Source organism: Streptomyces sp. NPDC046870, assembly GCF_040704595.1.
In the GTDB taxonomy this organism is placed as follows: Bacteria; Actinomycetota; Actinomycetes; order Streptomycetales; family Streptomycetaceae; genus Streptomyces; species Streptomyces argyrophylli.
The window spans coordinates 1-14108 of the sequence record NZ_JBEYXM010000005.1 but is presented as its reverse complement, the minus strand read 5'-3'; the positions used below and the strand labels follow the sequence as shown (position 1 = coordinate 14108).

10 protein-coding genes and 1 pseudogene are annotated in these 14108 nt (G+C 72.2%); 5 read left to right on the top strand and 6 right to left on the bottom strand.

Annotated elements, in window-relative coordinates; genetic code table 11:
- Positions 1 to 25: 25 nt before the first annotated feature.
- A complete protein-coding gene (locus AB0946_RS13500) occupies positions 26 to 2341 on the bottom strand; it encodes a tetratricopeptide repeat protein (RefSeq protein WP_366760723.1) in 2316 nt (771 codons plus the stop codon).
- Between the two features lie 4 nt (positions 2342 to 2345).
- On the bottom strand, positions 2346 to 4046 hold the full coding sequence (locus AB0946_RS13495; RefSeq protein WP_366760722.1) for a serine protease: 1701 nt from the start codon (positions 4044 to 4046) through the stop codon (positions 2346 to 2348).
- A gap of 716 nt (positions 4047 to 4762) precedes the next feature.
- Between AB0946_RS13495 and AB0946_RS13490 the strand changes: the two genes are divergently transcribed.
- On the top strand, positions 4763 to 5428 hold the full coding sequence (locus AB0946_RS13490; RefSeq protein WP_366760720.1) for a transglycosylase SLT domain-containing protein: 666 nt from the start codon (positions 4763 to 4765) through the stop codon (positions 5426 to 5428).
- 167 nt (positions 5429 to 5595) lie between these two features.
- On the opposite strand, the gene AB0946_RS13485 is transcribed toward AB0946_RS13490, so the two are convergent.
- Together AB0946_RS13485 and AB0946_RS13480 are read right to left on the bottom strand one after the other, a co-directional pair.
- Entirely contained in the window at positions 5596 to 5847 is a 252-nt protein-coding gene (locus tag AB0946_RS13485; RefSeq protein ID WP_366760719.1) for a hypothetical protein, read from the bottom strand.
- A 225-nt stretch (positions 5848 to 6072) separates the two neighbouring features.
- Positions 6073 to 6258, bottom strand: a complete 186-nt coding sequence (locus AB0946_RS13480; protein WP_366761081.1) for a DUF1737 domain-containing protein — start codon at positions 6256 to 6258, stop codon at positions 6073 to 6075.
- A 158-nt stretch (positions 6259 to 6416) separates the two neighbouring features.
- Between AB0946_RS13480 and AB0946_RS13475 the strand changes: the two genes are divergently transcribed.
- The 3 genes and pseudogenes from AB0946_RS13475 to AB0946_RS13465 form a co-directional block, all read left to right on the top strand.
- Positions 6417 to 6572, top strand: coding sequence for a hypothetical protein (locus AB0946_RS13475; RefSeq protein ID WP_366760718.1), 156 nt, complete (start codon positions 6417 to 6419; stop codon positions 6570 to 6572).
- Between the two features lie 383 nt (positions 6573 to 6955).
- Positions 6956 to 7780, top strand: a complete 825-nt coding sequence (locus tag AB0946_RS13470; RefSeq protein ID WP_366760717.1) for a hypothetical protein — start codon at positions 6956 to 6958, stop codon at positions 7778 to 7780.
- Positions 7781 to 7977: 197 nt separating this feature from the next.
- Positions 7978 to 8442, top strand: a pseudogene (locus AB0946_RS13465) (IMP dehydrogenase); the annotation flags it as partial.
- Positions 8443 to 8478: 36 nt separating this feature from the next.
- Here AB0946_RS13465 and AB0946_RS13460 read toward each other — a convergent pair.
- A complete protein-coding gene (locus AB0946_RS13460) occupies positions 8479 to 9021 on the bottom strand; it encodes a DUF4232 domain-containing protein (RefSeq protein WP_366760716.1) in 543 nt (180 codons plus the stop codon).
- Between the two features lie 1115 nt (positions 9022 to 10136).
- Here AB0946_RS13460 and AB0946_RS13455 point away from each other — a divergent pair.
- Positions 10137 to 10286, top strand: a complete 150-nt coding sequence (locus AB0946_RS13455) for a hypothetical protein (protein ID WP_366760715.1) — start codon at positions 10137 to 10139, stop codon at positions 10284 to 10286.
- A 509-nt stretch (positions 10287 to 10795) separates the two neighbouring features.
- On the opposite strand, the gene AB0946_RS13450 is transcribed toward AB0946_RS13455, so the two are convergent.
- Complete coding sequence (locus AB0946_RS13450) at positions 10796 to 13531, bottom strand: Helicase associated domain protein (protein ID WP_366760714.1); 2736 nt, start codon at positions 13529 to 13531, stop codon at positions 10796 to 10798.
- Between the last annotated feature and the right edge of the window lie 577 nt (positions 13532 to 14108).

Here is a 14108-nt window from a genome sequence, read left to right as displayed (position 1 = left end):
TCGCTGCGTGTCCGTGTGCAAAGCATCAGGAGTCTAACGTGTTGAAGGAGCGTCCGGAACGGGTGGCACGTCCCGCTCCGCGCCGTCCCATCCGCGGCCAACGCAGCGGCGGGCGCAGCCGGTTGGCCAGGTCGACCAGTGCGACGTAGTCGCGCTCGGTGGGGGCATGCGCGGCCAGAGCGCGCACCGCCTCCGACAGCTCCAGCCGGTCGCCGCCGTTGAGGAACCGCGCGTACTCGATCTCGGCCCGCAGCGCGGCGGCAGCGGCCTCGTCCACGTCGAGTCCGGCCACCGCCTCTCGGGCCAGCGCCAGGTCGTCCGCCGACGGAGCGGCGGCGCGCGGCGCGAGCACGGTGACGAGCAGCCGTACGGCCGCGATGCGCGCCTCCCGCTCGTGGCGGAACTCCTGGGCCAGCCGCTCGGCCGTGGCCACCGCCGACGCGCGCCGCCCGGCCAGCAGATGCATCCGGGCCAGGCCGAACCCGGCCGCGCCGAGCACGGGCGTGGTCGCGAACACCGTGCCGTAGTGGGACCGGGCGGTCTCCAGGTCCTCGGGCCCGCCGCGCAACTCGGCGCACAGGCCGAGCGCGAGCTGGGGGACCAGTTCCCCCGGCAGGGTCCTTCGTACGTTGGTGAAGTGGCCGGTTGCTCCCGCCGCGTCCCCGCCCGCGAGCGCTATCAGCCCCGCGTACCAGGAGTGCAGCCAGTGCCAGCCGGGCAGGCCCGCGCGTGCGAACGCCCGTGCGGCCGCGTCGAGGTCACGCCGGCGCAGCGCGAGCCTGCTCGCCGCCAGCGCGCTGCCGGCGGCGTCGGACACCGGGTCGTCGGGGTCGGACAGGGGCACGGGCAGCGCACCCGCGATGTCGAGGGCGTGCGGGGCACCGAAGGCCGCCTCCATCGACAGCCGCGCGTCCTCGCCCGCCGTCGCCCTGACCCAGTGGGCGAGCGGGCGCGCCGCACCGAGTCCCCCGTGCAGGGGCTCCGTCATCGAACCGAACAGCGCGCTGGGGCGCGACACCTGAAGGCCCGTAGGGGAGGCGGCCACGATCTGCCGGATCACCCCGCTCAGCTGCTCCCCGAACTGCCGCGCCGAGACAAAGCGCCGCCGGGGCACGTCGACGTCCGTGGCCCGGTCCAGCAGCAGCATCAGCGAGTCCACGCCGGGCGCCGCACGGTCGACGCCGTGCGCGCGGCACACCTCCCTGAGCGTCATGCCGAGCCCGTACAAGTCGAAGCCGGGGGTGGGCCGCACGTGCTCCGTCTCGCCCTCCGGAGGCGCGTAGGCCCTGGTGTAGGCCACGACCGGCCCGGTGTCCTTGTCCCGGGACCTCACCGCGCCGAAGTCGATCAGCCGCACCCGGTCCAGCGGCCCGCCCGCCCCCTCCTCCCGGTGGCGGATGATGTTCAGCGGCTTGACGTCACAGTGCAGCAGGCCCCTGGCGTGCAGGTAGTCCAGCGCCTGCAGGACGCGGATGCCGTGCCCGAGCAGGGTCTCGAGGCGGTCGCCGTCCCGCGCGGACAGCGGCTCACCCGGCACGTACTCGAGCACCAGGTGCGGCCCCTCCGGCTCGTAGCCCAGGATGCGGACGATGCTGTCGTGCCGCAGCCCGACCAGTACGTCCCGCTCGTGCTCCGCGGTGGCGGCCACCGACCGGTTCAGCGCCTTGAGCACGACGGGCGTCTCCAGATTACGGTCGTGCGCAAGGTAGGCCGCTCCGTAGGCGCCCGAGCCGAGGACGCGCTCGACCGCGTAACGGCCCGCTATGGTCAGGCCGCGCGGCTGGGCGAAGTCGTAGCGGGTGCCGCAGTGGGCGCAGTAGCCGGCGATCCGGCCGGGCTCGCCGTCCCGGCCGCGTCCGACCGGCCGGCCGCAGGCGGGGCTGGGGCAGTAGCGGTGCTCCTCGGCCACGGGGCCCGCGCCCGGGAACGGCCTGCCGGGCAGGTCGGGGACCGGGCCGGGCGCGATCAGTTCCAGGCCGTACCACGGATCGGGCCGCACCGGCGCCACGCCCACGCTCGCCCCGGAAGCCCTCACCCCGGCCACGGCGCTCCGGGTCCCCGCCCTGGCCGTCGCGCGTGTGATGCCCGCCCCCGCTGCGGCGCTCGTGCCGCCCCCGCCCCCAGCGGCCCCGGGTCCCGCACCGGCCGCCTTCTTCTCCTCCGCCCCCAGGCTCCCGGAGGCGGAGGAGCCGCCTGCGGCGCGGGCCGGCCCGGGGCCGTCGTCGCCGAGACCCGCAGCGCCTGCGCGGTCCGGCGGCAGCGGCTCCCGGTCGCACTCCGTGCAGAAGCCGCTCTCGTCGATCTCGCCCCGGCCGCAGCCGGCTCGATTGCACCTGGTCACGCCGTCAGCCTCCCTCGATCCGGCGGTCGACCTCGTCGGCATAGCGTCTGACCAGCACCCCGGCAGCGGTCAGGTCGATCGGTACGGTCCCCAGTGCCCGGGCCGCGGGGGCGTGCAGCTCGGCGAGCCGACGGTCCTCCTCGCCGAAGAACCGGGCGGCGCGCACCCGATGCAGCTCCAGGCTCGTGACGAGGTCCTCGTAGGTGCGGATCATCCGCCGCAGGACCCGCTCGTGGTGCCCGGCCGCATCGTGCGCCCGGAACGCCTCGTCGTGCAAGGCGGCGAGTTCGGGGCTCGGATCCGTCGTGCGGGCGACGGCCAGCCGGACCCGCAGGCGCGGCGCCGCGGCGTGCGGCAGCCGGGGAGCGCCGAAGAAGCGCGTGCCCCACTCCTCGTCCAGCCGCGCCGCCGCCTCCTCCGCGGCGGCCAGCCGCGCGACGGCCGCCTGCGTCTGCGCGGAGGTCACCTGCCGGGGTACGGCCCCCCCGAGCGGGTCGGGATCAAGCGAGACGTCGTAGGGGAGGTCGGCCGGCGGACGGTCCACGAAGCCCAGCACCAGACGCATCCCGCGCGACCGCGCCCGCAGCGCCAGCGGCCCCAGCAGCTCCCGTACGAGCGCGGCCGGGTCCGCGGCCCGGTCCACACCGCCCACCACCACACAGGCCGCAGGCCGCCGGCGCAACAGCCGGCGCACCACCTCCCGGGCGGAACCACCACCGAGCCCGAACCGGCCGGACAGGTAGTCGCACACCTCCGCCACCGACCGCCCGCGCGCGTCGTAGGCGGCGTCGATCGAGCCGAGCCCGAGGACCGTGCCCCCCGGCGCCTTGGTCAGTTCCTCGTCGGAGGCGGCCGCCCGGGCCGCGGGGTCGGCCGTGCGCACCAGGCGCACCAGCCAGGAGGAGCCCACTCCGGTCGTGCCGCCGGTGCCCACGACCACGGTGCCCGCCCAGCCGCCGTGCAGCAGCCGGGTGAGTTCCTGGGTCAGGGCGAGCCGCAGCGGGTGGCCGAGCACGTCGCCGGGCAGCTCACTGCCGTACGGGCCCAGCTCGTCGGCGCGGTCGCCGCCGGTGAACTCCGCGATCCGCGGGAGATACGACAACACCGTCTCCGTGGGCAGCATCCAGGCCGCACGGGCGTCGCCGTTGACATAGTCGGCCACCACTATCCCGATGACGTGGTTGTTGAACTCGCCGTCTCGTGCCACCACCCCCGCGCCCGAGTAGCCTCTCTCGATCCAGGGATCCCCGGCCCGCAGGCGCCTGAGCAGACCCCACTCGCCCTCCCGGCCGCCCGCGCCCGCCAGCTCCGCGTCCGTCCAGATCCCGTACGGCTCGGCCTCCGGAAAGCCGTACACGCCCACCCTGACGCCCGAGATGGGCACCTTCCACAAAGTGGTCCTGGTGCCGCACGGCGCGGGCTCGTCCAGTTCCAGCAGGGCCACGTCACCGCGGCGGGTGCCGTCCTGGTGCACCCACGAGCCGGGCACGACGTGCGCGGTCGCCGTCCACTCGGGCCGGCACGCCACGCTGGTGATCCGCACCCCGGCCGCGGGGCCGCCGGGAGCCGCTCCGGCGTAGCGGACGACGTGCGCGCAGGTCAGGACGTGGCGGTCGTCGAGCAGCACCCCGGCTCCGCACGGCGTCCCCCGCTCGTCGTCCAGCCTCACCCGCCACGGATCATCCCTGTGGTGATGCGCCTCCATCGTCCCACGGTATGACAACTACCCGCCGTTGTACCCGAGTTGTCGCCCGGCGGCATATCCGCGGCCTTCCTTCGCGAACACCGCACGACGAAACACGCGGTGCTCCTCGCCGCCGGGGCCGTCGGGTGCGCGGGCGCCAGCCCCGGCTGAAGCCGCCCCGGTCGGCTGGACGACCGCCGCCCGCACACGCCCCGGCAACGCCCGCTCCCCGCGCCGCCGACCCGCCCGCCAACCGGCCAGGCCGGACAAGGGGAGGAGCTGCCCGCTGGCAGCCTGCTGAAGACCCACCCGGCGGTGCGTTCTCCGCCTGCTCGCCGACGTCCTGGCCGCCCGCGGCGGCAACGAGGCGGCCGCTGCGGTGACCGGCGTGCACCTGCCGCTCCTGCACCGCCGGGCCACCGCCTCTACCGCCGCCCACCCCGAGCCCGCATCGGTGTCCCGCGGTCGCCCTTGGAGGGGGTTGGGCTGGTCACTTGTTCGTGTGGGTGGGTTGTGGGCTGCCCTGTTTTTTGGGGTGGGGTTAGCCGGGCCGGGGGCTGGTTTTCGGGGTGTGTGGGTGATGTGACCCACGAGAGGCAGGTCACGTTCTAGGTGGGGTCGTAGTGCCGGCAGTGGCCTGACGTCCAGGAATATCGCGAAATGACCGAATTACGGCGTTTTCTACGTTCGTGGGTAGTAGGTCACAGTGTTGCTTCCGGTTCTCGTGGTCGCTAACCATGGCTGTCGTCGCCGCAAGCAGTGGGTCGGGCCGGGCGGGATCGCCGGGGCCGTCCTTGTTCGCCGCGCTGTGCGGGGCCTCGCCCCGACGCCCGACAGGCCGCGACCGGATCATCCGGCCGGCGCCTCAAAGACGTCCTGTAGGAGACCCCCCTATGACCGCGATCACCGCTGCGTCCCGCCTTGCCCGTCTGCGTAACCTGGCCGTCACCGGCCTGGTCACCACCGGCGCCGCGGCCGCGGCCCTGACGCTGACGCCGGCCACCGCCCACGCCGCCCAGGCCCCCACGGCCGCTTCCGCGATCGCCTCCCGGACGGCCGGGCCTGCCGGTGCCAAGGGCGGCGCGAACAACCTCGACGGCTGGATCAAGCAGTCCCTGGCCATCATGAAGGCCAAGGGCATCCCGGGCACCTACGAGGGCCTGCACCGCAACATCATGCGCGAGTCCAGCGGTAACCCCAACGCGCAGAACAACTACGACGTCAACGCCAAGAACGGCATCCCCTCCAAGGGCCTGCTCCAGGTCATCGACCCCACGTTCAAGGCATTCCACGTCGCGGGCACCGCCAACAGCTCCACCGACCCGGTCGCCAACATCACCGCCGCCGCCAACTACGCCGCCCACCGCTACGGCTCCATCGACAACGTCAATTCCGCGTACTGAGCCACCCGGCGCTCAACACCCCTTCCGGAGTCGAGTTCCGCGTACGGCATCCCCACCAGCTCCCCGCCTTCGGGTGTGCCCGAGTCGCCGGGAGCCTCGTAGCCGGCCGTCACGCCGAAGGCGGCCTGGGCCCTGGGCCGGGACGAGGGTAACGGTTACTGTCACGGTCACCGCCCGGCTCTGCGGCGCCCGGGGTTCCCGCAGTCACGGTCGCATGCGCCGAAGCGGGCACCCACGGCAAGCCCGGCGAGCATGGGCAGGTCACCACCGCTGCGGACCGCACCGCTGACGTCGCGGTCGCATGCGCCGAAGCGGGCACCCACGGCAAGCCCGGCGAGCATGGGCAGGTCACCACCGCTGCGGACGGCACCGCTGACGTCGCGGTCGCATGCGCCGAAGCGGGCACCCACGGCGAGCATGGGCAGGTCACCACCGCTGCGGACGGCACCGCTGACGGGGAGTTCACCGCCGACCCCAGGGGCACGGCCACCGTCCGTGCCACCGCCGCGGACGGTGGCCGGCTCCGTTCCGAAGATTCTTGACCCCCGCGACGGCGAGGCGGCCGCACGGGCCCGGGCAAGCGTCACAACTCGCCTGACCCGTGCGGCCCTTGTGGTGTCACGGGCAGATCGCACCCCCAAGGCCTACGACCGTGCCGGCCCTACCACCGCTTGGGCGACGATGACCCTTTCCCCGTGGAAAGTGACCGCAGGGCCTTCGTGGAGCTCGTAGCCGAGGGCTGTCGCTTCGCTCACACGACGGCAGAACGCGGCGTCGTCCGGGCCGGTCAGGACTCGGTGGAGAGGCAATCCATCGGGTGGTGTACTCATGAAGAGGAACATCTCATGCGCACCCGTCCACCGAGCCAGGCGACCAGCATTCCCGAGGCCAATCGCTCCCAAGGCCGCCGAACGCGCGGCTGCCCCTCCGCGCAGCCCCGATGCCCTCCTCCTGGCCGTGCACCTGCTCCTCCGCCCCGATCGGCCCCTTGTACGACGCCGATGTCCGCCGGCACGCCCGCGCGCTGCGGGAGGCCACCGCAGCGCTGCCTGATGCCGAGCGTCCCGCCGAGACGGAACGACTGCGCCGGGCCCGGATCGAAGTCGGCGAGGTGGACCTCGCCCAGGTGACGGCGACCCACTGACCGGCCGGGCCCGGGCGGCACCGGGCCGGGGCGGGGAATGAACGGGGGCAGGACTGAAGACGTGCTTCGGCCCGGCCCTGCGATCCGACGCCGCGTCCCCACAGCCTCGACTCCACAGCCATGAGCGCCCTGACCGCGCCGCACCGGCTCAGCGCGCACGGCTCCGCCGTGGACCGTCATGACCGACCGGGAAATGAGCGACCCGCCCCGACCATCCCGCTCATGGCTGTACGACCTGCTGCGGGCAAGCCGCGCACGCCCCCCGCCGCTCACCGGCGCCCACGCCACTGGGTGATCGACCGGCCAAGGTCCTGCGGGGCCCGCATCCTTCGGTATGCCTCAGCCCGGCGGGAGCGTGGGAGACCGCCAGGAACGAGCGCACGATGCCGAAGAAGCAGTCGACCGCCGCACACAAGGCCCGTCAGCGGCAGGCGGCCACCGGCGAGAAGTACACCACCGCCCTGCGAGCCCGGACACCCGGACCGGTCCGGCACCGGCCGTTCAGCGCCCGGGGTGCGGGGTGGGCGCCCATCATCGAGCGAGCCGGACGCAAGCTCATCGAGGTCTGGCCCAACTGCCCGGGGCCTCAGGGGGAAGAGAAGTTCGGTGACCTCTGCTGGAAGTACGTTCCGGCCGGTGCCCCCGGGGACGTGGGGCGGGTGATCAGTGCGGCTGTCAAGGAAGCCTCGGGCACGTGCCAGGCCTGCCCTTCGCCCGGCCGGAAGCGCGGGGTGGGGGACTGGGACGGCCACTACGGCTGGGTGATGCCGTGGGTGAAAACCTGCTGTGACGCCTGCCATCACGTCCCTGAGCACCTGCGAAGTGACTCGGCGTACCTGGACCTGGGCGAGCAGTACGAACAGCCCGCGCCCGGCACGGACGGCTGCTGCGTGACGATCGAGGACGTGGCCCCGGCGGTGCGCGCGCAGTTCGACCAGGGCGGGGTGCCGGCGCTGCCGGCGAAGCCGGAGGAACTGCGGGAGCCGATGTGGTCGCACGGTTCCGCATCACGACGTCTTCAGCGGCCACGCGGTGGTGCTGGCGGTGGAGCAGGCGTGCACGCCGGTGTTGCTGGGGGAGAGGCAGGCAGGCGTCAGGTGGGAACCGTTGGTGTCCACGGCAGAACAGCGGCGGCAGGTCGTGCGGGCCATGGGCGGGCTGCCGGAAGTACTCAATGCGATGGTCGCGGAAAAAAGCACCGGGACTGATCCCCGCACCCCAGAAACCACCAGCCGCACATGTGCGAGAAGGAGGATCACATCCTGACACCGTGTCACCCCCCGGCCGTCCGGCCCGCCCGCCGGTGCTGCTCGCGCCGTGTGCCGCGAGGTCGTGTCGTGCGCCTAAGCTCCCCGTCGGGCCGCCGCCCGCGCCCGGGCGCCCGCCCTGACGCCTCCACTGCCCAGCTGCCCGCGCCGCCGAGGTGAAGGCCGGCTGCACCACTGTCGTGGCCGGTTGCGGGGCGGTCGGTCTGTGCGACGTCCGTGGCCGCGAAGGAAGGGGCGCCGACCGGATCACCGCCATGACCCGGTGCGAGTCCCGGCAGGAGCCGCCGGCCGAGTTCGGCGCGACCGACATCGTCGGCGAGGAGGGCATCGCCCGGATCAACCGCACTCGCCCCGCCCTGCCGGCAGCGTCGGCGTCCCGCACGAGGTGGCCGTCGACGGGCAGGAACCGTTCTTCTCTCAGGCCGCCCCTGCCCGGCGGCCCCGAACCCGTCCGCGGCTTCCTGCCCGGCCTGACCGACCACGTCCTGACCGACCGCGTCCTGCCCGGCCGGATCCAACCGGGCAGCGTCTCCCCCCTCACCCCGCCCGCGGGCCAGGTCGCCGAGGGCTGCCGGGCGATGGACGAGCGCCGCGCGGTCAAAGCCCCCCTGCAACTGCGACCGCACGGCCGCCGGGGGCTACTGCCCGACCGGGTCGAGGTAGGTGCCCGGGTGGGTGGCACCGTCCTGCTTCAGGACCTCGCCGCCGAACGGCCACTTCACAGTGAAGTGCTTCGTCTCGTTCGGCGCGGTGACCAGGAACTTCGCAGGGACGAACTTCTCCTTCTGCGGCGTGGACCTGGCAACGGGGAGCAGGTTGATGCTGAAGTCCGTCGTGTCCCCCCGCCCCAGGGTGATCTTCGTGGGCCCCTTGGAGGAGCGCACCAGGGACCACGTGCCATCGGTCCTCTGGGCGCCGACCATGTCGACACCGGCGAAGCCGGACAGGGTGCAGGCCCGATTGCTCTTGTTCGTGAACCAGATGAACGCCTGCGTCTGCCTCCCGGCCCGCCCCATCTCCGGCTTCGCGTCGTCCCCGGTGGCGAAACCGGCCTTCAGATCGGCGCCGTGGCAACGCGTCGGCGCGGCCTTGGTGATGGCGGCCGAAGCCGGGACGGCAACGACGGCGGTGCCGGCGGCGACGATCACCGCAAGGGCCACGATGGCCATTTTGCTCGCCATGACGTGTCCGGTTCCCCTCGCATACGCCTCGGTGCGCGAGGTCAGCGCGCACCCCCGCACCTGGAGACGCTCGATCTCCGACGAAGCTTCGCTGCACCGGGCAACCCTTTCCCGCCACGAACGCCGAGGGCAGGAACTCCTAGGCGCACGGGAATGTTCACCGGGCAGGTGTGGTTGAACAAGGCGTGATGGTGAAGGGAACTGTGTCCCCGGGCCTCATCTAACGCATGCGAGGACGATCGTCCGGCTGAAGCCTCGCATTGCCCTTCCGCCGCGTAGGCGACCACCCTTCACGATCACACCCCCTCGCGGGGTCGCCCTGGCCAGCACACCGGCCAGGGCGCTCTCGTCTCAGTCGCCTCCGCCACCAGCCTTCTCCGGCCGTCCCCCGGCCCCGCGCGCCACGGCCGCTTCTACCCACATTCCTCAGCTCTAGGCCCTCGCCAGGCCGTCCACGCCGTCGCCCTTACCGCCACACGGCCGCCTCGCGCCATGCCGTGGCGGCCTACCGCCCCCCGGGCCCGCACCCGCCTTGCTGTCCCACCGGCGCCCCCGCCCGCCCTGCTGCCCGTGCCCGCCGTCCTCCCGCTCCCGCTGCGCCCGGCCGTCCTGCGCCCGGGCCCCTCACTCTCAGATCGACCGGTGGGCAGCCGACTGAAGGAATGGCCCAGCACGAAGTCCTCTTCGGAGGCGGGGATGGCCACCTCCGGCCGTCCAACCCCGGCTGGACGGCGCTCGCCGGACGCCTGTAGGCGACCGTCCTGTACGCGGACGGCAACATCGACACAGGCCGCGTGATTCTGCAATGGCAGGCCCGATGCGAGGGGTTCGTTGATCTCTTGACTGGACTCACGGGCCATGTACTGGGAAGTAGGGCGACCTGTGTGCAGAACTTCGTGAATCCCGTGAACAGCCGATCGCAGCAGGTAGATGCAGGTACTGACCGCTCCTCACCTAGCGCCAGCACCCCACAAGTTGTGGTCCCTAGGGCCTGAGCTGTTAGTGCCCGCATCTATGCTTGGAGGACGTTCCTTTGTGGCGTCTGCCCAGTGCTTCACCACCTGGTGAAGGCCCGGCAGCCCTGCCGGGCTACCCCGGACGCCACGGAGGTCCACATGGAAGGCAAGACACCCGTCGAGGACGGCGACGAGCAGGGAACCGCGGAGCGGCGCCAGGGACGGCGCAGGCTCATCCGGCAGCTCCTGATCGACTGGTCGCCGGTGCTCGCGGGAGTCGCCAACCTCGTGATGCAGCACCTCTCCTGACCAGGAGCGGTGGGCGGGTCGTAGCGGCTGGGGCAGCAGTGAGCCCGGTCGGATGACAGACGACCGGGCTCACTGGCTGTATCGCGGATGGAGGGCCCTGGACCTGGGGTGGAGCCCGGGAACGGGGCCCTCTGCGTCAAGTTTTACGCGTCATTCCGCGCTTCGATCGTACGGGAAACAGCGTCCCGGTCTACAACCTGGGCTGTTAGACGGTTGTCTAGATGGCAGGTTCTGGCGACCGTCTGGCGCTCGGCTGCAGACCCCGCGACGGCGGTGGGGCGTCCACGCCACCGTCGGCTTACCTCGGGCGAATCTCAAACTCCAGTCCGTCTGCGGCAGGGTAGGCCGTCGTGATCAGAGCGAGCGCGGCGGCGCGCGGTGTGGCGTGGTCCGTGGTCTCCGTCGTCGCGGTTCCCGGGGCGGGGGTTCGTGGGCGTGGTCACGGCTGTGTGGGGTGCCACGGGTTGCGGGCGTTGGCTGCCCGCCGTCCCGTCGGTGTCTGGTTGGGGTTACCAGCGCATGCCGAGTTGGTCCAGCTGGGCGTGTCGTTCGAGGGTGAGTTTGTCGGCCCGGCGGCGGGTGTTGTCCAGCCACGTGCCGAGCTTGATATCGACCTCCACGCCGTCGACGTCTACGCGTTCGATGTGCTTCCGCCCCGGGCGCAGGTGTCCCTCGCGGGCGTGGAACTGCCGGGCCGCGCGCAGGTTGAGCACCCACTTGCCCTCTGCGGTGAGTTTCCCGGGCCGGGCTGCGGGGCCGGCGGGCTCCAGCCCGAGGGTGCTTCCGAGGAGCCACTGCTGTGCGGAGGACAGCTTGTCCCACCCTTGCCGCTGAGCGACGGCCCATGCCCCGAGGTCCTCGCCCTGCACCACGACTTCACCCGCCCGCTCCGGCAGTACGCCCCCGGCCCGGACGTGGATGCGGGCGAGGGTGAAGCAACGCTGCCAGGCCACGTCCCAGCCGAGCGGGCACCATCCCGGGTCGATGGCCTCCAACGCCGCCAGGCGGCTCTCCGACAGCTCCCCAGCGCCCACGGGCACGGTTTGACCGGTGGCACGCCGTTCGGCGTTCTCCCACGCTCTGCGGGCCGCCGCACGCTGGTTCTTGGCCCATATGCCGATCGGGTAGCCGCCGTCGCCGACCGCGTTGACGGGGGGCAGGAAGTGTCCGTGTGCGGCGGCCCAGGCTCGTGCGACGGTGAGGCCTTCCTCCCAGGCGATGTCGTGGTGGGACCAGACCATGCCCAGCGCGTCGAGTTGGGCGATGCGGGAGGCTTCCAGGGTCCCGGCGTTGTAGGAGCGCCGCTGATCGGCCACCCACCGCCCCAGCGGAAACCCGGCGGCCGCGCCGGCCGACCCGCCCCGGCTCTCTCCCTCGCCCCCACTCTCGGTCTCGTTCCCGCCCAGCACGTAGTCGTAGGGCACCCGCAGTTGCCCGCCGCTGTTCTCGCTCCGCCACCGGGTGGCCGCCGCGATCCCGCGTCGCCAGTACGTGTTCTCCGGGTCGATCACCCGCAGGCGCACGAACTGCGCCACCATCGCGGGGTCGCGCGGGCTGCTGAAGCGGAGCAGGCCCGCTGCTGCCTGGCTCACCCACACCTCATCCCCCGCGTGGTGCTTTGCACGGCCGTCCCCAACACCCTCACCCCGGTCCCGGTCCCGGCCCCCGCCCCGGTCCCAGTCCTGGCCCCGACCCGGGACCTGGTCCCAGCCCTGGCCTGGGTCCGGGCCCCAGTCCTGGTCCCGGTCCCGGTCCCGGCCTTGGTCCTGATCATTGTCGTGTTCATCGTCCGGGTCTTGGTCCTCGCCGCGATCGGCGGTCAACACGGCCTCGGACAGCTGTACTTGAGTGCCCTCGTCGCCGGTCCGGCGTCCGCTGCGCTGTCGTGGATCGGCAAGAGCTTCGATCGTGTCCGCGTCGTGTGCCCGGAGCGCCCCGAGCACCTTCGCGAGGGTGCCGTAGGCATCCGACGTCAATAGGTCATCGGCGTCCTCATCCGGGCTGAGGAATACCGGCACCACCAAAGACGCCAGTTTCCCCTCTCCCGGATTCATTCGCAGGGCACGCCCGACCATCTGTACGATGTCGACCATGGACCCCCGGGCATCGCAGAAAGCGACCGCATCACACCGCGCCGTATCCACGCCTTCCCCCAGCACTTTCACAGAGCTGAGAACACGCACCGCCGCAGGAATATCCGACCGGGCACCACCGATGAAATCAGACGCGAACTCATCCAGCACCTCACGCCGATACCCCGGGGCATGCTCGCCATAGAGCCACTCCGCCCAGACCCGCTCCACCGCAGGGAACGCTTCCGGGTCGTCCTCGGCGAGCCGGGCCGCCACCAACGGAACGCCCCGGGCCATGGCCTCCGCCTCCGACACCCGGCTGTGGAAGGTCAGGATCCTGCGCAGCCGCTCCCGCGCCGCAGCCGTCAGCAGCCCGGTCTGCAGGGCCGCGAGCCGCGCCCCGCGCACCCGATCCGACCCTCCCGTCTCCTCGGCGAGCGCGGCGTACAGGTAGGGGTCCCGGATGTCCACGCACAGCACCTGATACGGCGCCACGATGCCCCGCCGGATCGCCTCCGACAGCTTCAGCTCGTACGCCACCGGCCCGAACACCGGCGAGTCCCTGTCCATCGACGCCACCAACCGGGGCTGCTCCCCATCGGCCTCCCACACACGCGGCGTCGCGGTCATATAGAGCCGCCGCACCGCAGGCATCCGCTCCTGGTCGTGCACCGCCGCCCACGGCTTCGCACCGTCCCCGCTGGTACGGTGCGCCTCGTCCACGACCATCAGGTCCCACACCGGCAGTCCCGCCTCGTGTGCCCGCTGGAGGATGCCCAGACCCACCGCCGCATACGTCGCGAACACCGTCACCTGCTCCAGGTCCCGTACCCACGCCACCAGTTCACCCGGGTCGGTCGTGCACGGGATGCCGTCGGACTCCTCCGCCCGCAGGGAGCACACCCCGACCATGGCGCCCCGCCGACCGCCCCGGCGCCAGGCGCCGGCCATCTGCGTCAGCAGGTCCAGCGTCGGCACCAGCACCAGCACCCGCCCCGCGGAAAACCGCCGCGCCGATTCCACGGCAATGAGTGTCTTGCCCGATCCGGTAGCGGCGATCACCTGCGTCCGCAGCCCCTCCGGGGGAATGCGTCCCCCGAGCGGGGTCTGAAGGTGACTCAGAACGGCGTCCACGGCTTCCGCCTGATGCGGGCGCAGTTCGATGGGAGGCATTCAGGGACCACTTTCTGTGTCGGTTTGCAGAGGCGAGTGGAGGATCTCCCCCAGCAGGTGACCTGACGGCCCGCCGTGTTCTCTGCATCGAATGACAGGGGAGAGCAGGGGAGGGGTAGTGTGTGCTGAGCCCAGACTCTATCCCGAACCTTAAGGTGACGCACAGAGGTTGAGTGAGGTCCGTCAGGTCGGCTGGTTCTGGTTTGATGCCAGGTGTCGGGGTAGGTAGTTTCCCGGTTGTCGGGCCCTGGCTCGAACAAAAAATTGACGCTCCGTCAGTTTAGCGACCACGAACCGATCCCGCCCACGGCCTCTTGCAGACGCCGCGTCAGGCGGGCGCGGAGCGCACGCCGTTCGCCCGGAGACGGGGCGCGGAGCGGCCCGGCACCGGGCGGGAATCCGGCGGAGCCGGATTCCCCTCGACCGCGTTAGCGGTCGAGTCCCGGAACGGAGTTCCGGGATAATTCCGCGCTTGCGCGGAATCCGCCGCGTAGCCCATGACCACCTCCCCCAAGAGATCACCGATATTACGGGCCCGGCGGCGGCGGGCCCACGGAAAGTTTCGATCGGGCCGCCG